This window comes from Candidatus Halocynthiibacter alkanivorans (genome assembly GCF_003333265.1).
GTDB classification, from domain to species: domain Bacteria; phylum Pseudomonadota; class Alphaproteobacteria; order Rhodobacterales; family Rhodobacteraceae; genus Halocyntiibacter_A; species Halocyntiibacter_A alkanivorans.
This window is the reverse complement of sequence record NZ_QOLB01000157.1, coordinates 20,211-42,851: the sequence shown is the minus strand read 5'-3', so window position 1 is coordinate 42,851 and position 22,641 is coordinate 20,211. Positions and strand designations below refer to the sequence as shown.

Below are 22,641 nucleotides of genomic sequence, written 5' to 3'. Positions count from 1 at the left end.
GACAGCCTTACCGGTCGAACACCTGCCCGACTGCCGCGCCCACCACCCTCAGAGCCACCGGCCCGGACATCAACCGCTTTGAATGCAACGGAGGATTTAATGTGAAACAGTTCATGACAGCATTACTCATCTGCACGCTCGCCACCCCGCTCCAGGCAGAACGATGGGCGCAGGACAAAACCAGCCACTTCACCGCTGGCGCTCTCATTGCGTTTGGCGTCCAGCCCGAACCGGGCCCCCAACAAAATCTCTGGAAAACCTGCTCCTACACGTTTGGCCTCGGCCTGCTCAAAGAAATCTGGGACATCGACCACGGCACCTCAGAATGGGGCGACGTTCTGGCCACCGGCCTGCCCTGCCTCATGTTCCGCATTGAATTCCAGGGCGGGCGCAGGGTGCGCCGGTGAGTGCCTCAAACCAGCGCAGAGCGCTGCCCGCCCGTCGCGCCATCGCTCTGAAAGCTGCCGGGAGAATTGCAGAGAGACGTGCCGTGGATACCGCGCGCGCGCAACAGGAGTCTGTCGCCCCACCGGCCTCCTCCGCACCGCAAAACTTGCGCCACAGACGCCGGCTCTGGCTCCGGCCCAAACGGCCTGCTGTCCCCGTTAAGGCACTCTGACTGAAAGCAATCTCATCCAGGTCACAATCGGACGAAACTGCGGCAAACCCTGCCCCGGACCGCCCCCATTTGCGCGACGTTGCAAAAACGTCAGGAAGTGTTACACTGCAAATTGAGATATTATGCATTAAACGCATATGCTTAGAGATGCGGCCACGCATAATCTCCGGCATGCCGGATGAACTACCCGGCAGCCCAGAAGGAGGAAAGCTACTGAAAATCCTGCCAGTTTCCGACTGGCACCGGGGGTATTAGGCTGCATGGAAAGCATTATTGTGATCCTGCCATTATTGGTCAAAATGGGTATCGTTGTCGCGGTACTCCTGCTGCTGCCGCTGCCACTGACCTGGCTGGAGCGCAAAATCGCCGCCCATATCCAGCAACGTCCCGGCCCGATGCGTGTTGGCTGGCACGGGCTGCTGCAACCGCTGGCGGACGCGATCAAACTGCTGACCAAAGAAGACCATATTCCCATGGATGCCGACCGGCTGCTGTTCAAAATGGCCCCGGTTGTGGCGCTGGTGCCGCCCTTTGTGGTGTTTGTTGCCATTCCTTTTGGCGAGCCGGTGCAGATCTTTGGCTCCAGCTACACCCTGGCGCTCTCTGATATGAATGTCGGGCTGCTGTTTATCCTCGCCGTCTCCGGCATCGGCGTCTTCGGTGTGATCCTCGCCGGCTGGGCCTCCAACAGCAAATATGCCGTGCTCGGCAGCCTGCGCTCCATTGCCCAGATGATCAGCTACGAGATCCCGATGGGGTTTTCCGTGATCGGCGTGGTGATGCTGGCCGGCTCAATGAACCTGTCTGATATTGTCCACGCCCAGGACGGGCTGTGGAATATCGTCTATCAGCCGATCGGGTTTTTTGTCTTTTTTGTTGCCGGGCTCGCCGAGGCGCAGCGCATCCCGTTTGATCTGCCCGAAGCCGAGGGCGATCTTGGTGCCGGTTATCACACCGAATACAGCGGCATCCGCTTCTCGCTGTTTATGCTGGCCGAATATGTGGTGATGGTGGTGCTGGCGCTGCTCAATGCGCTGCTGTTTTTCGGCGGCTGGCTGGGCGCACCGCCCTTCCTGCCACCGGCGCTGTGGCTGCTGCTCAAAACCGGCTTTTTTATCTGGGTCTTCATGTGGTTCCGCTTCACGTTTCCACGCTACCGCTATGACCAGCTGATGAGCATCGGCTGGAAGGTTCTGCTGCCGCTTTCACTGCTCAATATACTGATAAGCGGGATTTTTATGTTCTGAACGGAAAGGATGAACAATGGCGCGCTCCCAGGCCACAAAACAGGGTTGGATCGGCTGGATCTTCTTCTCAGATCTGGCCGCCGGGCTGATGCTGACCCTGCGCTATATGTTCTCAAAAACCGTCACGCACCACTATCCGGACGCGGAAAAATGGCTGCCCTATGAGCGCCACCGCGGCCACCACTTCATGAAAACCAATGACGAGGGCGACGTGAACTGTGTCGCCTGCGAGTTGTGCTCCAAAATCTGCCCCTGCGATTGCATCATCGTCATTCCATTTGAGGATGACAAAGGCAACCGCCGGCCGCAGGTCTTCGATATTGACCTGGCGCGCTGCCTCTACTGCGGCTTATGTGAAGACGCCTGCCCGGCGGATGCAATCAAACTGGGGCGCGAATACGAAATGTCTGAAATCAGCACCGGCGCGCTGGTGGTGCATCTGGACGACCTGGTGGCGGCGCCGGACAAAGCGCGGGACGGCGGCCAACTGGTGCCGGCGCGGCTGATCCCCGGTGACAATCCGCATTCAGAAGTCATTGCAGGCAAAGACGGGCGCGACTGGTGGCGCAGCATCCGCAGAGATTAGACGTTTTATCAGGCCCTGCCCCTGCCGGCCGGGGTCAGGTCAAAGAACCGGAAGGAAGGACTATGCTGGTTAAATCAATACTGGAAAACAAGGGTTTCGATACGTTCGAAGCCGCCCCGGAGGACACTGTACTGACGGTGCTGCGCATGTTCCGCGCCAACCGTGTCGGCTTTGCGGTGGTCAGGGACGACTCCGGCGTCGTCGTCGGCGGCGTGTCAGAGCGCGACATCTGCCAGGCTATGTCGATGGAAGAAGGCGCCGGTCGTTCCACCGCGATTAAACATGTTATGGTGGCACCCGAGCGCTGCCAGATGTCGGACAGCCTGATCCGGATCATGGCACTGATGACACAGAAAAAGACCCGCCACATGCTGGCCTATGATGACGAGGGGTTTCAAGGCGTCATTTCGATCGGTGATGTGGTCAAGAACCGGCTCGATGAAATCATCCATGAAGAAGAGGAGATCCTGCGCTACGTCGAAGGCACCGGCTACAGCTTTGGCACCTGACCCCGCCTGACCGGTGAAGCGCAGATAAAAACATCCAGCTAAGCTACAGAAAACCTGCAGAACAGAAACAGTGAACGCGCAGACCAGGAACAGACGACACCGAGAACAACGCGTAGGCAATACGCTGATAACAAATACGGAATGAGGGAGGAGACTATGGAGCGAGAGTTCTTTCTGCTGCTTGCAACCGTCGCGACCGGCTCCGGTTTTCTGGTGGTGGTGGCCAAAGACCCGATCCATTCTGCCCTCGCGCTGGTGGCCTGTTTTGTGCAGATCGCCGCGCTGTTCATCCTGCTCGGCGCGCCGTTCCTCGCGGTGATTCAAATCTTTGTCTATGTCGGCGCGGTGATGGTTCTGTTCCTCTTTGTCATCATGATGCTGAACGTGCGCCAGGAAGCGCTGACCCGGTTTATTCCCAGCGGTGCAATTGCCGCTTTTGTGGTCACCCTGGTGCTGGCGGTCGAAATGGGCCTGCTGCTGAGCTGGAGCAGTGATCTGCACCAGTTGATGGCCCCGGCCGCAGAACCGCCCTCCGTCAACGCCCTCAGCCTGGCCCTGTTTCAGGACTATCTGCTGCCGTTTGAAGTGGCCTCAGTGATCCTGCTGGTGGCGCTGGTCGGTGCCGTGATCCTGGCCCGTGATGACGAAAAGGCGGACGCAAGCCCCCGCCGCGCGCTGCACCCTGCGCAGGGCCGCGTTCCGGGTCGCGTCGCCACTCCGGACACCATGCCAGACATCCTGCCAGACAACGGGCCAGACACAGGTCGCGAACCGGACAACGGGCCCGGTACATCCGGAGGGATGCGCCGATGATCCCTTTGTCCTGGTATCTGTTTCTCGCCGCGGTGCTGTTTGTCACCGGCGCCGCTGGCGTTCTGCTGCGCCGCAACGTGCTGATTGTGCTGATGTCGCTCGAACTGATGCTCAACAGCGTCAACATCAACCTGCTGGCCTTTGGCCATGCAATGCAGGATCTGCGCGGCCAGATCATTGCCATATTTGTCATCGCCATCACCGCCGCAGAAGTCGCGGTGGCGCTGGGGATTCTCGTGGCGCTCTTGCGCCGCAAACATACGTTGGAAGTGGATGATTTAACCGTTTTAAAGGGGTAGTCGTTGGAGTTTTTATTGACGATACGACCGGTTCTGGCGGTCGCAGTGTCCCTCACTGCGGCCGCGCTGATCCTGCTGTTGCACCGCCGCCCTGATGCCCGCGACATGGTTTCGCTGGTTGCGGCCCTGTTGAAATTCCTCATCGTGATATCGCTGGCTCCGGCGGTGTTTGCAGGTTTAACCCCGGAACTGACCCTGTTTGAAATCCTGCCCGGCATTGATTTCGCCTTCCGGGTCGATGCGCTTGGCATGGTGTTCGCCACCATTTCGAGCCTGCTGTGGATCCTCGCGGCGCTCTATTCCATCGGCTATATGCGCAGCCAGAAGGAACAGAACCAGACGCGGTTTTTTGCCGCTTTTGCGGTGTCGCTCTCCGCCGCCGTGGGCGGGGCTTTTGCCGCCAATCTGTTCACCCTGGTAATCTTTTATGAAGCGCTGAGCCTGATCACCTACCCGCTGGTCTACCACAAAGAAGACGACACTTCCTGGGCCGGCAGCCGGCGTTATGTGGTCTATCTGGTCGGCGCCTCCAAATCCTTCCTGCTGGCCGGCCTCGCGCTGACTTATCAACTGGCGGGAACCCTCGATTTCCTCCCTCAGGGGTTGTTTCGCGACAGCGACGCCTCAGACGCACTGCTGACGCTGGTCTACATCTTTTACCTCGCCGGATTTGCCAAAGCCGCGATCATGCCGTTTCACGCCTGGCTGCCGGCGGCGATGGTGGCCCCGACCCCGGTCAGCGCGCTCTTACACGCGGTGGCGGTGGTCAAAATGGGCGTCTTCTGCATGTTACGGGTGATATTCCACGTCATGGGTGTCGATGTGATGGGGAAACTTGGGCTGGGCATCGCCACCGCCTATCTGGTGTCTTTCACCATTGTGATGGCCTCAATCTATGCGCTGACACGGGACGATCTCAAAGCACGCCTCGCCTATTCCACCGTCAGCCAGCTTTCCTACATCATCCTCGGCGCCGCCCTGCTGACCCCGATGGCGGCGGTGGGCGGCGTCACCCATATCGCGGCACACGCGTTCTCCAAAATCACCCTGTTTTTCTGTGCCGGCTCGATCTACTGCGCCTCGCATCGCAAAAAGATCAGCGACATGGCCGGCATCGGCCGCCGCCTGCCCTGGACCATGGGCGCGTTTTTCATCGGCTCTCTCGGCATGATCGGCATCCCGCCCAGCGGCGGTTTCATCAGCAAATGGTACCTGGTGCTGGGCTCGGTTGAGGCCGGAGAGCTGGTGTTTCTAACCGTGCTGCTGGTCTCCGCCGTGCTCAACGCCGCCTATTTCCTGCCCATAACCTACACCGCGTTTTTTGAACCTGAAAAAGCGCCGACCGACCCCGGGCTGACCGCGGCGGAAAACATCCGCGAAGTGCCGATGGTGGTGGTGCCCCTGATGATCACCGCGCTGCTGTCCCTCGCCCTTGGGCTTTATCCGCAATATTTCATTGAACTGGCGCGCCTGGTGATGCGCGGGGCGGGCCTGCTATGATCCGCACTGTGGTGAACTTCTTTGGCGACGCCAAATACCGCCGGAGGCGCTGGTGGCTGTTCCTGCTGGTGCTGGCCGCCACCCTGATCGCAGATTTCCTGGTCGAGCGTCATGCCGGAGAAAACTTCTGGGACGCGATCCCCGGCTGGGGCGCTCTGATCGGGCTGATCAGCTGCCTCGCCATCATCCTGTTTGCCAAGGGGCTCGGCCACCGCGCCTTGATGAAAGATGAGGACTATTATGACTGAATGGTTCCATCCCGCCCTGGTGTTGATTGCCGGCGCCCTGCTGCTGCCGCTGCTGACGCTGCGTGGTCAGAAAATCACTTCGCTGCTGATCCCGGCGCTGGTGATCCTGCAGGTCGCCCAATTCAACCCCGGCACCTGGGGCGAGGTTGAATTTGCCGGCATCCCGCTGGTGCTGTTCCAGGTCGACCGCCTCGCGCTGGTCTTTGCATGGGTGTTTGCCATCATGGCGTTTCTCGGCAATCTCTATGCGCTGCATATCCAGGACGCTGCCCAGCGCATCGCGGCTTTCCTCTATGTCGCCAGTGCCTTTATTGTGCTCTTTGCCGGCGACTGGTTCACCTTGCTGGTTGGCTGGGAGCTGATGGCTTTTGCCTCGGCCTGGCTGATCTTTGCCTCTAAAACCCGCGCTGCCACCGGCGCCGGCTTTCGCTATCTGATGGTGCATGTCACCGGCGGCGTGCTGCTGTTTGGCGGCATTGTCTTGCACGGCATGCAGACCGGCTCCTATCTGACCGGCGCGCTGGATTACAGCAGTGGCGGGCTGGCCTACACGCTGATCATGGTCTCATTTCTGATCAACGCCGCTATGCCGCCGCTCAGCGCCTGGCTTACCGATTCCTATCCCGAAGCCACCGTCACCGGCGCGGTCTTCCTCAGCGCTTTCACCACCAAAACTGCGGTCTATGTTTTGATCCGCACTTTTCCGGGCGCCGAGATCCTGATGTGGTCCGGCGCGGCGATGGCGCTTTATGGTGTGGTGTTTGCCACCATTGAAAACGACTGCCGCCGCCTGCTCGGCTATCACATCGTCAGCCAGGTTGGTTTCATGGTCGCCGGTGTAGGTATCGGCACCGAAATGGCATTAAACGGCGCTGCCTCGCATGCTTTTGCCCATATTCTCTACAAGGGGCTGTTGTTCATGGGCGCCGGCGCGGTGATCTACATGACCGGGCGGCGCAAACTGACCGAGATGGGCGGGCTCTACCGCACCATGCCGCTCACCCTGGTGTTTTACATGGTCGGTGCGTTGGCGATCTCCGCCTTCCCGTTTTTCAGCGGTTTTGTCAGCAAAAGCATGGTGATCGCAGCTGCCGCCGGCGACGGCCCGGCGCTGGCCACCCTGATGTTAACCGTGGCTTCCTCCGGTACATTTCTGAGTGTCGGGCTTAAACTGCCCTATTTCATGTTTTTCGCCAAAGACAGCGGTATGCGCCCCGGCGAACCACCCGCCAACATGCTGGCCGCAATGGGCATCGCCGCGGCGTTCTGCATCGTGATCGGCATCTGGCCCGGCCCGCTTTATGCGCTGCTGCCTTTCCCGGTGGATTTCGCGCCCTACAGCGCACTGCACATCACGGAAAGCATGGGGCTGTTGATGTTCACCCTGCTGGGATTTGTGCTGCTGCTCAAAATTCTGGCGCCGGAAAATACCATCACGCTGGACACCGACTGGTTTTACCGCCGGGGCGCGGCGCTGTTCATGCGTTTTGCCCGGGGTCCGGTACAGCTCTGGGAACAGGCGCTGATCACGCTGGGGGATGGCGCCGGGCTCAACAGCCTGCACCGGTTGTCCCGCCAGAGCATGAGCGCCGATACAAACGCGGTGGACGCCACCGTCAACGGTGTCGCCCATTCGGCGCGCGGCACCGGAGCGCTGCTGCGCCGGCTGCAAAGCGGCATCGTCTCCCATTATGGGCTCGCCATGATGCTGGGGCTGACCCTGTTGGCCGGCTGGCTGCTTCTGGGTCTGGGTCTGGGAATAGGGCCTGAAATGGGGCCAGTAACGGCGCCGGGACTGGGGGGATCGCCATGACGCCGTTCCCGATCCTCAGCCTGGTGATTTTCCTGCCGGCACTGGCGGCGCTGATGCTGCCGCTGGTCCGAGATGACCGCGCCATCCGCTGGTTCACCCTGACGGCGCTTTTGCTCGACTTCGCCCTCGCCAGCGGGCTGCTGCTGGCCTTTGACAGCGAGAGTGCAGCCATGCAGTTCCGCGAGAGTTATGACTGGGTGCCGGCGCTTGGCATCGGCTACAAGCTCGGCGTCGACGGCATCAGCGTCTTGTTTGTGTTTCTGACTGCGCTGCTGGGCTGGATCTCTGTGCTGGCGTCCTGGAGCGCGATTCAGACACGGGTGCGCGAATTCATGATCTCCCTGCTGGCAATCCAGAGTCTGATGATCGGCGTGTTCTGCGCGCTGGATCTGTTCCTGTTCTACGTGTTGTGGGAAGCGATGCTGGTGCCGATGTACCTGATCATCGGCATCTGGGGTGGCGACAACCGCATCTATGCCGCGTTCAAATTCTTCCTCTATACGCTTGCCGGCAGCCTGTTGTTTCTGATCGGTATCCTGGTGCTCTATTTCGCCGGTGGCCGCACGTTCGATATGCTGGCGCTGATGGGCCAGCCCTATGCCTTTCCCACTCAGGCTTGGGTTTTTGTCGCCTTCCTGATCGCCTTTGCAGTGAAAGTGCCGATGGTGCCACTGCACACCTGGCTGCCCGACGCCCATGTCCAGGCGCCAACCGCGGGCAGTATCATCCTTGCCGGCGTGCTGTTGAAAATGGGTGCTTACGGGTTCCTGCGTTTCTCGCTGCCGATGCTGCCCGACGCCTCGGTGTATTTTGCGCCGCTGATGATCGCACTGTCCGCCCTTGCGATCGTTTACGGAGGCCTGCTGGCGCTGGCCCAGAGCGACATCAAAAAACTGATCGCCTATTCCAGTGTCAGCCATATGGGCTTTATCACCCTCGGGCTGTTCACCTTCAACATGAACGGGCTGTCGGGCGCGGTGATCCAGATGTTCAACCATGGCATCACCACCGGCGCGCTGTTCCTGTTTGTCGGGCTGATCTATGAGCGCACCCACAGCCGCGATATCCCAGCTTACGGCGGGCTGATCAAAGTGGTGCCGCTGTTTGGCATCGCTATGGCAGCGTTCCTGCTGTCCTCGATGGCGCTGCCGGGCACCAATGGATTTGTCGGCGAATTGCTGGTGATTGCCGGCGCTTTTGGCAGCACCGGCTGGGCGGCGGGCGCGGCAGTCGTCGGCGCGCTGATCGGTGCCGCCTATCTGCTGGGGCTTTATCGTCAGATGTTGCTCGGAGAGGTGCGCCTGCCCGAGGGTGCAAAAATGTGGGACCTCAATGCCCGCGAAATCGCCTGCGCTGTGCCGCTGCTGGTCTTTGTTTTCTGGCTCGGGCTTTATCCGAAACCAGTGCTGACCCTGCTGCGCGCCACGCTGGAACAGTTGCTGGCCCAGGTGATCGGGACCGGCGCATGAGGGGGGCTTATGGACACTGATCTGATCGCCGCATCTGTGCGGGCCTCAAGCCCGGAAATCATCGTCATAATCGGGGCCTGCGCCGCGCTGATGCTGTCGCTCTGGCCCCACCAGGACCAGCAGAAATACCTGACCTGGCTCAGCCTGATCACCATCCTGCTTGCGAGCGCCCAGACGCTGCAGCTCAGCCCCCGCCCGGTCAACATTGTTGAGACCACTTATTCCGGCATGTTCGTGGTCGATGCCTTTGCCACATATTTCAAAATGCTGCTCTATCTCGGCACTGCGCTGACCATCCTGATGTCAGGAAAATTCCTGCAGACCGAGGAAGCGGTGAAAGGCGAATATTACGTGCTGCTGCTGTTTGCGCTCGCCGGCACCATGATCATGGTCTCGGGTGCTGACCTGCTGATCATCTATATCGGGCTGGAGCTGCAGGCCTTATCGATCTATGTGCTGACCGGCTTTCTTAAAACCCGTGGCCGCTCGGTGGAAGCGGCGCTGAAATATGTCATTCTCGGCGCCTTTTCTTCCGGCATTCTGCTCTACGGGCTGTCACTGATCTATGGCCTCACCGGCAGCACCCAGCTGGGGGTGCTGAACAGCGCGCTGGCGACGGCTGATCTGAGTGAGCCTATGCTGATCCTGGCCACGGTATTTCTGCTGGTGGGGCTGCTGTTCAAAATCGGCGCTGTGCCGTTTCACATGTGGGTGCCCGACATCTATGAAGGCGCGCCCACCCCGATCACCGCCTACCTGTCAGTGGCCTCCAAAACCGCCGCTTTTGCCGTGCTTTTGCGGGTGTTTATGGGCAGTCTCATCGGGCTGGAACCGCTGTGGTCCTCCGGTCTTGCCGCGATCGCGGTGGCCACGATGGCGCTTGGCAGCCTGGTGGCACTGGTGCAGGACAATATCAAACGCCTGCTGGCCTACTCCTCGATATCCCACGTGGGGTTTCTGCTGCTGGGCATCATCGCCGGCACCACCTCTGGCATGTCCGCTATCCTGCTCTATCTGTTGATCTATACCTTTATGACACTGGGCCTGTTTGCCATCGTCATCCTGCTGCACCGGGATGTGCGCGCCGGCGAACCGCTCACCCTGTTTTCTGGCCTGGCGCAAAGCCATGCCGGGCTGGCCTTTATGGCAATGATTTTTCTGTTTTCGCTCGCCGGCATTCCGCCCACCGGTGGATTTTTTGCCAAGTTTTATGTGCTGGTGGCACTGATTGACGCCGGCCATGTCACGCTGGCAGTCATCGCAGTGCTGCTCAGCGCCGTGGCCGCCTGGTTCTATCTGCGCCTGATCATGCTGATCTATATACAGCCCGCCGAGCCCACCACCGGGTCCACCGCCGCGCCGGCCACCGGACCCACTGGTCACGCCCGAGCCGCCATTCTGCTCAGCGCCCCCATGCGCCTCGTGCTGCTGTTCAGCTTTTCCGGCACTGTTCTGAGCGGTATTTTCCCGGCATGGTTTCTCGCCATGGCGCGTCAGGCCAGCCTGTCCGGCCTTGGAAACTAAGGGAGTAATGTGCAAATTTGCGTAATTTAGTGTAGAGTAATCTGAAGTATGGCGCCTGGAGTTGGGTGCCGTCGTCTGCCACAGCCTGCGGCCTGCATCCCGCGCCCGGCAACTACCCCCTGGACCTGCACTCTGCAGCAGATAACCAGGCCGACAGGCTCCGAAACAGGATCTGAACATGCCCGTTGATTTCTTACCTGTATTCCTGATGGTCGCTGTGGTGTCCGGCCTGGCGCTGTTTATCTTCACCCTGTCCGCGCTGATCCGCACCGACAATCCCTACCCGGAGAAAAACCGCCCCTATGAATGCGGCGTCGACCATGTGGGCGAAGCCTCGGCCGGGCTGTTCAAAGTGCAGTATTTTGTCATCGCCATCCTGTTTGTGGTCTTCGATGTGGAAACCATGTTCCTGTTTCCCTGGGCGGTGGTGCTGAAGGACATGGGCCTGTTTGGCTATATCGAAATGTTTGTCTTCATCGTGCTGTTGCTGGTGGGCTTTATCTACGCCTGGGTGAAAGGAGCGCTGGAATGGGAATTCTGAACAACCGCTTCCAGGACAATGTGTTTTTCACCACCTCTGACGGCATCATCAACTGGAGCCGCAAATCCTCGCTCTGGCCGGAAACCTTTGGCATCGCCTGCTGCGCCATCGAAATGATCTCGGCCGGTTGCGCCCGTTATGATCTTGACCGCTTTGGCGTAGTGTTCCGACCTTCGCCGCGCCAAAGTGATGTGATGATCGTCGCCGGCACTGTGACGCGCAAAATGGCCCCGATCATCCGCCGCCTGTACGACCAGATGCCCGAGCCGCGTTATGTCATCGCCATGGGCACCTGCGCCATTTCCGGCGGGGTCTATAACACCTATGCGGTGGTTCAGGGGGTGGACCATATCGTGCCGGTCGACGTCCATGTCGCCGGCTGCCCGCCGCGCCCCGAAGCCCTGCTGCACGGTTTTGTGCAACTGCAGGAAAAAATCACCGGTACCCGCGTATTGCGGGCCAAACCGCCGGATTCACCGCACACCGAAGTGAAAGTTAGCTGAGTATGGGAAACGCAGATATTCTGGCGCATATCTGCGCTCATTTTCCGGGCGATCTGCGCGTAGATGACGCGGTCACTGACGAGGACTGCCTGCTTGTCGCACCCGAAGATCTGGTGGCACTGTGCCTGCTGCTGCGCGACGATCCGGCCCTAAAATTCGATTTCATGAGCGACATCTGCGGCGTGGATTTCTGGCCCGAAACACCCCGCTTTCAGCTGGTCTATCAGCTCTACTCCATCCCGTTCAAACGCCGGCTGCGGCTCAAATGCCGGCTGGAAAACGCCACTGCCCCAAGCATCACCCAGGTCTGGACCACCGCCAATTGGCATGAACGCGAAGCCTGGGACATGTATGGCATCGACTTCACCGGCCACCCGGACCTGCGCCGCATCTACATGTGGGAGGAATTTGACGGCTTTCCCATGCGCCGTGATTTCCCCCTGCGCGGCTATAAAGACGAGATGAACCCGTTTGGCGACGAACCCAAGCCCAAAGGCGGTGCCGCATGACCGAAGTCACCGTCGTTCAGGAAACCCACGACAACAGCGGTTTTAACCGCGAAGTGCTGATGAATCTGGGGCCGCAACACCCCAGCACCCACGGCGTGCTGCGCCTGCTGCTGCAAATGGACGGCGAGATCATCGAACGGGTGGACCCCCATATCGGCCTGTTGCACAGGGGCACCGAAAAGCTCGCTGAACATTTCACCTATACCCAGATCTTCCCGCTGACCGACCGGCTCGACTACCTGTGCCCGCCCTCCAACAACCTCGGGTTTGCGCTGGCGGTGGAAAAGCTGCTGGGCATCGAGGCGCCGGTGCGGGCGCAGTATATAAGGGTGATCATGGCTGAATTGTCCCGCATTTCCGGGCACTTGCTGATCACCGGCGCGCTGCCGATGGATGTGGGCGCGATGACCTCGCTGCTTTATACCATGCGCGAACGCGAAATGGTGATGGACCTGCTGGAAATGATCAGCGGCGTGCGAATGCACACCTCGTTCTGCCGTGTCGGCGGTGTGCGTGAAGACCTGCCGCCCGGCTGTACCGAGCGCATTATTGAATTCTGCGATATATTCACCAACCGCATCGCCGATTACGAAAAACTGCTGCTGCACAACCGGATCTTTCTGGCCCGGGTGGAAAACATTGGCAATATTTCGGCCAGACACGCAGTGGCGCTCGGGCTTTCCGGTCCCAACCTGCGCGCGTCCGGTGTGGACTGGGACATCCGCCGCGATGCGCCTTATGAAATCTACGACCGGCTTGAATTTGAGGTCATCACCCGCAAAGACGGCGATTGTTTTGACCGCTGGAAATGCCGCGTTGACGAGATGCGCCAGAGCCTGCGCATGATCCGGCAATGTGTGGAGCAGATGCCCGAAGGCCCGGTGATTGTGGACGATCCCAAAATCGCCTTCCCGGTGGACAAGGACAAGCTGGCCCATTCAATGGAGACCCATATTCACCACTTTGAGCTCGCCGCTTTTGGTTTCAAAGTGCCCGCCGGCGAAGTCTATCAGGCGATTGAGGCCCCGAAGGGCGAACTGGGCTATTACATCATTTCGGACGGCAGTGAAAAACCGTTCCGTTTTAAGGTGCGCGCGCCCTCTTTTGTCAATCTGCAGGCGCTGTGTGAACATACCACCAATATGAAATACCTCGCCGATGTTATCGCCATGCTTGGCAGCCTCGACCCGGTGATGGCCGAGGTGGACAAATGAGCCCGCGTACCAACACCGCCCCCGTCACGGCCACCGTCCCGGATACTGGCACGGATACTGGCACCGACAGCAGCAAAGACAGCGCGACGGCCGCTGCCCTCACCACCACTGTGGTCAAATCTGATCTGGCCGGCCCGGTCCGCGAGATTGTCGCGCGCTACCCAAAAGCCCGCAGCGCCATCATGCCCGCGCTCTACCTGGCGCAGGAAAAATACGGTCACGTGGACGGCACCGTCTACAAGGCGATCTCTGAACTGCTGGACGTGCCCGAAATCTGGGTTTTCGAAGTCGCCAGTTTCTACACCATGTTTGCCCGCGAGCCGCGAGGCACCTTTCACATCCAGCTCTGTGACAACCTGTCCTGCATGTTGCTCGGCGCTGATCACATGCGCGCCTGCCTTGAACACCGGCTTGGCATTCAGGCCGGTCAAACCAGCAAAGACGGCATGTTCACCCTGTCACTGGTAGAATGTATCGGCTCCTGCGACGTGGCCCCGGCGATGATGATCAATCAGGACCAGTACAGCAACCTGGATGAAGCAAAACTCACCGACATTCTGGATCAACTCACCCTCGGCAGCGCCGCCAGCCTCAGCGACCAGGGCGGCACCGGCGGCACTGGCGGCACTGGCGGCACTGGCAACGAGGGGGAGATGCCATGAGCGAACTCACCCTGCTCAAACACATCGACAACCCTGACGCCCCCCAGATCGAGATCTATGAAAAATCCGGCGGCTACCAGGGATTGCGGCGTGTTCTCAAAGACTTCACCCCTGACGAGGTGATCGATTACGTCAAAAAATGCAACCTGCGTGGCCGCGGCGGCGCTGGCTTTCCCACCGGGATGAAATGGAGCTTTGTGCCCAAAGGGGACGGTAAACCCCACTACCTGTGCTGCAACGCGGATGAGGGCGAACCCGGCACCTTCAAAGACCGGCTGCTGATGGAACGCGACCCGCATCAGATGATCGAAGGCATGGTGATCACCGCATATGCCACCGGCTGCAACACTGCATATGTCTATATCCGCGGCGAATACGGCCTGTCGATCCGGCGGGTGCGCGACGCGGTCAACGCCGCCCGCGCGCGCGGCTATCTCGGCGACAATATTCTGGGCAGCGGCTATTCGCTGGAGATCCACCTGCACATAGGCGCCGGTGCCTATATCTGTGGCGAAGAAACCGCGCTGCTTGAATCGATCGAAGGCCGGCGCGGCATGCCAAAACTGAAACCACCCTTCCCGGCGGTGGCGGGCATATATGAGTGCCCGACTGTGATCAACAACGTGGAAACCTTCGCCTGCCTGCCGCATATTTTCCGCCTCGGCAGCGACTGGTTCACTTCCATCGGGCCGGCCGATGCCCCCGGGCCAAAACTGTTTGCGCTCAGCGGCCATCTGAAACAGCGCGGTGTGTTTGAACTGCCGATGAGCATTTCCCTTGGCGCGCTGATCGAGGATTACGGCCACGGCGCCCTCACCGGCAAGCTGAAAGCCGCGATCCCCGGCGGCGTCTCAGCGCCGATGATCCCGGCCAGCGGATTTGACGTCGGTATGGATTTTTCCTCCCTCGCCGCCGCGGACAGCATGCTGGGCTCCGCCGGGGTGATTGCGCTGGATGAAACCAGCTCGATCCCCGTGGTCGCCCGCCGCATCACCGAATTTTTCAGCCATGAAAGCTGTGGCAAATGCACCCCCTGCCGCGAAGGGCTGACCTGGGCGGCAAAAATCCTGCGCCGGATCGAGGCCGGTGACGGGCTGCCCGGCGACCCGGATCAGCTTGAAATGCTCTGCGGCGGCATCTTTGGCAATTCATTCTGTGCGCTGGGGGACGGCGCGGCCTGGGCGCTCGCGGCGACACTGAAACATTTCCGCCCCGAATATGACGCGCTGATCACCCGTAAAACCGCAACCGGATGAAAAGGGACGCACTGCAATGGTAAAATGCACCCTGGACGGCAAGGAAATCGACGTGGAACCCGGCACCACCATCCTCAACGCCGCCCGCGCCATAGCCATTGATATCCCGACGTTTTGTTACCAGGACCGGCTGTCGCTCTCCGCCTCCTGCCGCATGTGCCTGATTGAAATAGAAGGAAGGCGCAAACTGGAACCGGCCTGCGCCACCACAGTGTCTGAGAACATGGTGATCCACAGCCGTTCGGACAAAGTTGTGACAATGCGCGAAGACATGCTGGAAATCCTGCTGGCCAACCACCCGCTGGACTGTCCTGTCTGTGACAAGGGCGGCGAATGCGAATTGCAGGACACCGTGTTTGAATATGGCAAAGGCGACTCGCGGTTTCAGGACGACAAACGCGTGTTCCGCACCCGCGACATTGAGCTGAACGACGTGATCGTCTTCAACGCAAACCGCTGCATCCAGTGCCAGCGCTGCGTGCGCATCTGCGAAGAAGTGGTTGGCGACACCGCCCTTGGCACCTCTGAGCGCGGGCTGGATTCTGAAATCACCGGCATCGGTAACAGCCTGAAAGACTGCAGCCATTGTGGCAATTGCATTGAGGTCTGCCCGGTCGGCGCGCTGATGAGCACCCCCTACCGCTACAAAGCCCGGCCCTGGGACATGGTCCAGGCGGAAACCATCTGCGCCATGTGCGGCACCGGCTGCTCGCTGACGGTGGAAAGCCGCGACGGCGCGGTCAAACGCGTCAAAAGCAAATATGAAACCGGGATCAACAGCGAATTGCTTTGTGCCCGCGGCCGCTTTGGCATCGACTGTCTGGAGGGCGGCACCCCGGTGCGCGTGCCAATGATCCGCACGGACGGAGCGCTGGTTGAGGCCAGCTGGGGTGAGGCCATCGCCCTGATCGCCACCACCGCCCAAACAATCAAAGCACGCAACGGCACCATTCAGGGGCAGATCTCGCCGCAACAAAACAACGAGACCGCCTTCGCCTTTCAGCATCTGATGCGCCAGGCCTTCCACAGCGACGACATCCACTCCGGCAGCCGCTTTAGCGGGCTGCGGGATCTCTCCCCCGGCGCGACCAGTAAACTGGCTCAGCTGATCAACACCGGACTTAGCCGCGCCTCGCTGGACACGTTGCTGGGCCATGACTGCACACTGGTGCTGGGCGCCAATATCGCTGAGGAAAACCCGGTCACCGGCTACCTGATGCGCGCTGCCGTGCGGGACCAGCGCACCCGCCTGCTGATCGCCTGCTCCCGCCCGTCAAATCTGGATGACATCGCCACTGCCCACCTCCGGCTGCTGCCCGGTGAGGAGGCGCGTCTGCTCAGTGCGCTCAGCGACTCCGGTAATACAGCCCCCGACAACATTGCCACCAGCGATGCGGCGGCCCAGGCCGGTTTTCTGACCACCGCCCGCACGGCGCTTGATGCCGCCGCCTCAGTGACGCTGTTTCTGGGCACCGAGTTCCTGCGCACTGGCCAGATCGAAGAAACGCTCGACTGGATCCTGCACACCGTTCAGACCCTTGAAAGAAAGGGGAAAACCGTTGCTGTCCAGTTCCTGTTCGACCGGCCCAACCAGCGCGGGCTCTGGGACATGGGCTGCCTGCCCGGCATCCCCCCAGCAAGCGCGTTCGCCGAAACAGCATTGGCAAGCGCGCTGACCGAAACCGGACCCGGCGGCGCATCTGCCAAAACTGCCGCCGATACCGCGCCCGGTACCACCCCAGCCAGCACCGTGCCCGCACAAGTGCCCGACATGGTCTTTGTTGCCGGTGCCGATCCGCTCACCGATTGCGCTTTGGGGGACCGCTGCGGCACCGCAGCCCGGAAAACCGATTTTCTGGTGGTGCAAAGCGCGCATGTAAACGCCACCACGGAACACGCCGATGTATTGCTGCCCGGCCCGGCCTGGGGCGAAGAGGTCGGCACGTTCACCAGCAATCAGGGCGCCACCCAGCCGCTGCAGATGATCCGCCCACCGGCAGCCGATGTTCTCAGCGCGGCCACGATTTACCAGCGTATTGCCACCGCCATGGGCATTGCGCCGGACTGGACAGATCCGCCGCCGCTCTTCACGCCGCAAGTCGCGCTGATGGGACCTAACGGCGCAGGTCCCCCCCCCGCCACGTCGGCCTCTGCGCTGTCCGCTATACCGCCCGCCGCGTCATCCGACAAATCCGACAGCACCGCCGCGTCCGGACCTGAAGGGGCACCAGACCAGCCGCCCGCGCTGCCGCGTGTACAGCCCTCAAAGCCCGGAGACGGTCATTACCATCTGATCACCGGCGCCAGCCTGTTTACCGCTGGCACAATTTCCACGCGCTCTCACCTGCTGCAGGATCTGGAGCGCGGCGCGTATCTGGAGCTGAACCCGCCGGAAGGTCTCGACCCGGACGCGCATCAGTACGAGGTCACCCTGCGCAGCGGCAGCACCACCCTGAACGCGCCATTAAAGGTGAACCGTGGTTTCGCCCCTGGGGTGGTTTACGCGCCGGAGCACATGCTCACCGCGCTGGAAAACAACCCGCTCTCAGCCCGGGACTACCCGCTGGCCGTCGCGCTGACATTCGCCCGGCTGCCCTGACACCGCTGCGCAAATCCGCTTTGCGGCCCCGTCACGCTTATCCGCCCGGCAAACCTGCGGCAAACACCCTCCTGCCAACCTGACGCGCATAGCCGTCGTGCAATCCAGCCACACACAATCGTCGGGCAAACCTGCCGCGCATATCTGCAGCGGCAGACATCTACCCGGATCCGCCGCGACACCTGCCTCACCCACCGCCGACCCTCGTCGTGCAATCCTGCCGCACATAGCCGTCGTGCAAACCAGCCACACACAATCGTCGGGCAAACCTGCCGCGCATATCTGCAGCGGCAGACATCTACCCGGATCCGCCGCGACACCTGCCTCACCCGCCGCCGACCCTCGTCGTGCAATCCTGCCGCACATAGCCGTCGTGCAAACCTGCCGTGAGCACATCAAGACAAAGAAAAGCCGCCCCGGAGGGCGGCCAGTTTCATTAATCAGGCTCTTATATTCACTGCTCGCTGTTTATTGCCTGCGGCCTGACCAATGTCTGGGGCGAGCGCACCCGCCCCGGAACTTATCTGCGCCACTGCGGCGCTTTTGCCGGGCGCCGCTTACACGGCGACCCGTCCAATCTCTTAACTGCAGCCCGATGTGCCGCCGCAGGTGTTGCATTTCATGCAGGTGCCGTTGCGCACCAGCGTGTAGTTGCCACATTCACCGCAAGGATCACCCTCATAGCCCTGGATTTTCGCCTTGGCCCGCGGGTCCATCGCCGTCGCCCCGCCTGAGGCGGCAACAGGATCCACAACGGGGCCCGGCCGCGCCACTTCCGGCACCAGCGCTTTTAACGCCGCCTGCGGGTCGCTTGCCAGATCCGGGGCCGCGGCGCTGCCCTGCCCCCCACCCGGAATCAGGAACAACTCCTGGGGCATGCGTTTGCGCAGATACCCGGTCGATGAAATCTGCTTCAGCACTTCAAGCGATTTACTCGCCGCCGCATCAGAGGGCGATCTGACGTTGGATTTGCCCTCGGATTCTCCGCGCCCGATATCGTCAAAAGACGCGCCCGACGGTTTCACATGCGCCAGATCAGTGCGGTCCAGATAAGACACCGCCAGCTCACGGAAAATGTAATCCAGGATCGAGGTGGCGTTTTTGATACTGTCATTGCCCTGCACCATGCCGGCAGGCTCAAAACGGGTAAACGTAAAGGCATCGACAAACTCTTCCAGCGGCACGCCATATTGCAGCCCCACCGAGATCGCGATGGCGAAATTGTTCATCATGGCGCGAAAGCCGGCGCCCTCTTTGTGCATATCGATGAAAATCTCGCCCAGCGCGCCATTGCCGTATTCGCCGGTGCGCAGATAGACCTTATGGCCGCCGACCACCGCTTTCTGCGTATACCCCTTGCGCCGCTGCGGCAGTTTTTCCCGGCCGCGCGCCACTTCCTTGATGATCACCTTTTCGATGATCTTTTCGGCGATCACCACAGCCTTTTCGGGGATCGAGCCGCTGAGCAGAACCTCTTCGGCCTCCTCGTCATCCTCAATCAGCGCCGAAGCCAGCGGCTGGCTCAGTTTGGAGCCGTCGCGATAAAGCGCATTGGCCTTGATGCCCAGCGCCCAGCTCAGCTCATAGGCCTGCTGGCATTCCTCAATAGTGGCATTGTTGGGCATGTTGACGGTCTTGGAAATCGCCCCGGAAATGAACGACTGCGCCGCCCCCATCATCTCGATATGGCTGTTCACCGACAAGAAGCGCTTGCCCGTCTTGCCGCAGGCATTGGCACAGTCAAAGATGCTGTAATGCGCCTCTTTCAGATGCGGTGCACCCTCAAGCGTCATCGCGCCACAGACATGTTCATTGGCCGCTTCAATGTCTGCGCGGGAAAACCCCAGGTGGCGCAGCAGGTCAAATTTGGGATCATTCAGCTTCGCCACCGGAATGCCGAGCGACCCAGTGCAGAACTCTTCGCCCAGCGTCCACTGGTTAAAGACAAAACGGATGTCAAACGCGGCCGGCAATGCCGCTTCGATTTTCTCAATCTCCGCCTGGCCAAAGCCGTGGCCGATCAGGGCGGTGTGGTTGATCACCGGCGCATTGCCGATGCTGCCATGGCCCACCGCATAGCTGATGATTTCCTCAACCTGCGCCGTGCCATAGCCCAGTTTTTCAAGCGCCGCCGGCACCGAACGGTTGATGATTTTGAAATAACCGCCGCCGGCCAGTTTCTTAAATTTCACCAGTGCGAAATCCGGTTCAATGCCGGTGGTATCACAATCCATCACCAGGCCAATGGTGCCGGTGGGTGCAATCACCGAAGTCTGCGCGTTGCGGTACCCGTGTTTCTGCCCCAGCTCAAGCGCCTCATCCCAGGCCATCTGCGCCAGTGCCACCAGTTTCTGGTCCGGGCAGTTGCTCAGGTCCAGCGGCACTGGTTTCACCGCCAGGCCCTCATATCCGTCCGTGGCACCATAGGCGGCGTTGCGGTGGTTGCGGATCACCCGCAGCATGTCTTTGCTGTTGCGTTTATAACCAGCAAACGCGCCCAGCTCGCCGGCGATTTCCGCAGAAGTGGTATAGGCCACGCCGGTCATCACCGCACTCAGTGCTCCGGTCAGGGCCCGGCCCTCAACACTGTCGTAGCTAAAGCCCATATTCATCAGCAAACCGCCGATATTGGCATAGCCCAGACCCAGAGTGCGGAAATCATAGGAGCGCTGCGCAATCTCTTTGGAGGGGAACTGCGCCATGGTGACCGAAATCTCCAGCGTCAGCGTCCACAGCCTTGTCGCATGCATATAATCTTCGACCTGGAATTCGCCGTCTTTCAGAAAGGTCAGCAGGTTCATCGACGCCAGGTTACAGGCGGTATCATCGAGGAACATATATTCCGAACACGGATTTGAGCCGCGGATCTCGCCATCCTGCGGACAAGTATGCCAGGCGTTCACCGTGTCATGGAACTGAATGCCCGGATCGGCACAGGACCAGGCTGCATGGCCCACATCGGCCCAGAGATCGCGCGCCTTGATGGTTTTTGACACTTTGCCGTCAGTGCGGCGGATCAGCTCCCAGTCGGCATCATCTTTGACCGCCTGCAGGAACGCATCCGTCACCCGCACCGAGTTGTTGGAGTTCTGCCCCGACACAGACGCATAGGCCTCAGAATCCCAGTCGGTGTCATAGGTGGGGAATTCGATGCTGGTATAGCCCTGACGCGCGTAATCCAGCACCCGCTTCACATAGGTCTCCGGGATCGCCACTTTTTTCGCCGCGCGGATCGCCGATTTCAGTCCCGGATTTTTGCCAGGCTCCACCGCGTCATCCACCGCGCCGTCCCATTCGCGGATGGCGGCAAAAATCGCGTTCAGCTGCTGCTCGTGCATTTTGGAGCCGGCGACGATGGAGGCAACCTTCTGCTCCTCAATCACCTTCCAGTTCACGAACTGCTCGATATCAGGGTGATCCATGTCACAGATCACCATCTTGGCGGCACGCCGGGTGGTGCCGCCCGATTTAATGGCACCCGCCGCGCGGTCGCCAATCTTCAGAAAGCCCATCAGGCCTGAAGACTGACCACCGCCCGACAGGCTCTCACCTGCCCCACGCAGCGATGAAAAATTGGTGCCGGTGCCCGAGCCGTATTTAAACAGCCGGGCTTCGCGCACCCAGAGATCCATAATGCCACCCTCAGCCACCAGATCATCCGCCACGGACTGGATGAAACAGGCGTGTGGCTGCGGATGTTCATAGGCGGAGGTCGAGCGTGTCAGCTTGCCGCTTTTATAGTCCACGTAATAATGGCCCTGGCCCGGCCCGTCGATGCCATACGCCCAGTGCAGACCGGTGTTGAACCACTGCGGGCTGTTGGGCGCGGCCTGCTGGCTGGCCAGCATATGGCGCATCTCGTCGAAATAGGCCTGAGCATCGGTCTCAGTGGAGAAATAGCCACCTTTCCAGCCCCAGTAGGTCCAGGCCCCGGCCAGCCGGTCAAACACCTGGCGTGCACTGGTCTCGCCGCCAAACCGGTCTTCCTCAGACAGTTTCGCCAGCGCTTTGTCATCCGGCACCGAGCGCCACAGGAATTCCGGAACCCCCACTTCGGGCATCCGTTTTAACGCGGCAGGCACGCCGGCTTTGCGGAAATATTTCTGCGCGATAACATCACTGGCGACCTGGCTCCAGCCAGACGGCACTTCACACTCATTCAGCTGAAACACAATCGTTCCGTCAGGGTTGCGGATCTCGGACGAGATGATGCTGAAGTCCAGCTCCGCATAGGCATCCGACCCTGCCCTGGTGAATTTGCGCTCAATTTTCATTGCGGCCCCGTAGATTTCGACGTTTATACCCACGCCCCCGTCTCAGACGGAGGCAAAAGAATTCGTGCCGGCTGGTGCCGACCTAAAGACAAAACTCTCTTGTCCCATGCCCATTGCTGCACACGGAATGGCAAATGCCCTGACGGGCAACGCACAATGTAGTCTTGTCACTCGGTCCGCTCAGACCACTAAATGTGGTATCCCCCCCAACCGGCCCCTACAACTTGCAGCTTAAAATCCGAGTTGGCAACGAATTTTTTACGTTCTTTACTGTTGACCTGACTTGCCCACAACCCGACTTGATTCGCCTGCCCGGGGGAGGTGTTTTTCTTGCGCTATTTCGGGGGGTTTCTTGCCACCGCCAAACAATCGGGCGAAAATCTGTGGATAAGTTTGTTTTTATAATTGCCTGATGCGTCCGATCATCATGTGCCCAGACTGACCCAAACGCCGGTT

At 60.2% G+C, this 22,641-nt stretch carries 19 protein-coding genes; 18 read left to right on the top strand and 1 reads right to left on the bottom strand.

Annotation, left to right across the window (positions count from 1 at the left end):
• The 18 genes from DWA01_RS20955 to DWA01_RS20870 all read left to right on the top strand — a co-directional run.
• A partial coding sequence (locus DWA01_RS20955) for a YfiM family lipoprotein (protein WP_235008641.1) occupies positions 1-407 on the top strand: 407 nt, incomplete at its 5' end.
• A 472-nt stretch (positions 408-879) separates the two neighbouring features.
• A complete protein-coding gene (gene nuoH, locus DWA01_RS20950; protein ID WP_114287758.1) occupies positions 880-1,866 on the top strand; it encodes an NADH-quinone oxidoreductase subunit NuoH in 987 nt (328 codons plus the stop codon).
• Between the two features lie 16 nt (positions 1,867-1,882).
• Positions 1,883-2,452 (top strand): 4Fe-4S dicluster domain-containing protein, encoded by a 570-nt coding sequence (locus DWA01_RS20945; RefSeq protein ID WP_114287757.1) that lies wholly within the window; start codon positions 1,883-1,885, stop codon positions 2,450-2,452.
• 62 nt (positions 2,453-2,514) lie between these two features.
• Positions 2,515-2,961 (top strand): CBS domain-containing protein, encoded by a 447-nt coding sequence (locus DWA01_RS20940; protein WP_114287756.1) that lies wholly within the window; start codon positions 2,515-2,517, stop codon positions 2,959-2,961.
• A 156-nt stretch (positions 2,962-3,117) separates the two neighbouring features.
• Positions 3,118-3,774, top strand: coding sequence for an NADH-quinone oxidoreductase subunit J family protein (locus DWA01_RS20935; RefSeq protein WP_114287755.1), 657 nt, complete (start codon positions 3,118-3,120; stop codon positions 3,772-3,774).
• On the top strand, positions 3,771-4,073 hold the full coding sequence (gene nuoK / locus DWA01_RS20930; protein WP_114287754.1) for an NADH-quinone oxidoreductase subunit NuoK: 303 nt from the start codon (positions 3,771-3,773) through the stop codon (positions 4,071-4,073). The genes DWA01_RS20935 and nuoK overlap by 4 nt, the downstream gene beginning before the upstream one ends.
• Positions 4,074-4,088: 15 nt before the next feature.
• A complete protein-coding gene (locus DWA01_RS20925; protein WP_200832637.1) occupies positions 4,089-5,573 on the top strand; it encodes a monovalent cation/H+ antiporter subunit D family protein in 1,485 nt (494 codons plus the stop codon).
• Positions 5,570-5,821 carry a hypothetical protein gene (locus tag DWA01_RS20920; RefSeq protein ID WP_114287752.1) on the top strand — a complete coding sequence of 84 codons (252 nt, stop codon included), beginning with the start codon at positions 5,570-5,572 and terminating at the stop codon, positions 5,819-5,821. The genes DWA01_RS20925 and DWA01_RS20920 overlap by 4 nt, the downstream gene beginning before the upstream one ends.
• Positions 5,814-7,634, top strand: a complete 1,821-nt coding sequence (locus DWA01_RS20915) for a Na(+)/H(+) antiporter subunit D (RefSeq protein ID WP_114287751.1) — start codon at positions 5,814-5,816, stop codon at positions 7,632-7,634. The genes DWA01_RS20920 and DWA01_RS20915 overlap by 8 nt, the downstream gene beginning before the upstream one ends.
• Positions 7,631-9,103, top strand: a complete 1,473-nt coding sequence (locus DWA01_RS20910) for an NADH-quinone oxidoreductase subunit M (RefSeq protein WP_114287750.1) — start codon at positions 7,631-7,633, stop codon at positions 9,101-9,103. Before DWA01_RS20915 ends, DWA01_RS20910 begins: the two co-directional genes overlap by 4 nt.
• Before the next feature lie 9 nt (positions 9,104-9,112).
• The gene (locus DWA01_RS20905) at positions 9,113-10,627 is read left to right on the top strand and encodes an NADH-quinone oxidoreductase subunit N (RefSeq protein WP_114287749.1); all 1,515 of its coding nucleotides are present in this window, start codon (positions 9,113-9,115) and stop codon (positions 10,625-10,627) included.
• A gap of 178 nt (positions 10,628-10,805) precedes the next feature.
• Complete coding sequence (locus tag DWA01_RS20900) at positions 10,806-11,168, top strand: NADH-quinone oxidoreductase subunit A (RefSeq protein WP_114287748.1); 363 nt, start codon at positions 10,806-10,808, stop codon at positions 11,166-11,168.
• Positions 11,156-11,671 carry a NuoB/complex I 20 kDa subunit family protein gene (locus DWA01_RS20895; RefSeq protein WP_114287747.1) on the top strand — a complete coding sequence of 172 codons (516 nt, stop codon included), beginning with the start codon at positions 11,156-11,158 and terminating at the stop codon, positions 11,669-11,671. The genes DWA01_RS20900 and DWA01_RS20895 overlap by 13 nt, the downstream gene beginning before the upstream one ends.
• Positions 11,672-11,673: 2 nt before the next feature.
• On the top strand, positions 11,674-12,180 hold the full coding sequence (locus DWA01_RS20890) for an NADH-quinone oxidoreductase subunit C (RefSeq protein WP_114287746.1): 507 nt from the start codon (positions 11,674-11,676) through the stop codon (positions 12,178-12,180).
• Complete coding sequence (nuoD, locus tag DWA01_RS20885) at positions 12,177-13,394, top strand: NADH dehydrogenase (quinone) subunit D (protein ID WP_114287745.1); 1,218 nt, start codon at positions 12,177-12,179, stop codon at positions 13,392-13,394. The genes DWA01_RS20890 and nuoD overlap by 4 nt, the downstream gene beginning before the upstream one ends.
• Positions 13,391-14,056 carry a complex I 24 kDa subunit family protein gene (locus DWA01_RS20880; RefSeq protein ID WP_114287744.1) on the top strand — a complete coding sequence of 222 codons (666 nt, stop codon included), beginning with the start codon at positions 13,391-13,393 and terminating at the stop codon, positions 14,054-14,056. Before nuoD ends, DWA01_RS20880 begins: the two co-directional genes overlap by 4 nt.
• Positions 14,053-15,312, top strand: a complete 1,260-nt coding sequence (nuoF, locus tag DWA01_RS20875; RefSeq protein WP_114287743.1) for an NADH-quinone oxidoreductase subunit NuoF — start codon at positions 14,053-14,055, stop codon at positions 15,310-15,312. Before DWA01_RS20880 ends, nuoF begins: the two co-directional genes overlap by 4 nt.
• A 16-nt stretch (positions 15,313-15,328) precedes the next feature.
• Positions 15,329-17,911, top strand: a complete 2,583-nt coding sequence (locus DWA01_RS20870) for a molybdopterin-dependent oxidoreductase (RefSeq protein WP_114287742.1) — start codon at positions 15,329-15,331, stop codon at positions 17,909-17,911.
• A 581-nt stretch (positions 17,912-18,492) separates the two neighbouring features.
• On the opposite strand, the gene DWA01_RS20865 is transcribed toward DWA01_RS20870, so the two are convergent.
• Positions 18,493-22,185 (bottom strand): vitamin B12-dependent ribonucleotide reductase, encoded by a 3,693-nt coding sequence (locus tag DWA01_RS20865; protein WP_114287761.1) that lies wholly within the window; start codon positions 22,183-22,185, stop codon positions 18,493-18,495.
• Positions 22,186-22,641 lie beyond the last annotated feature (456 nt).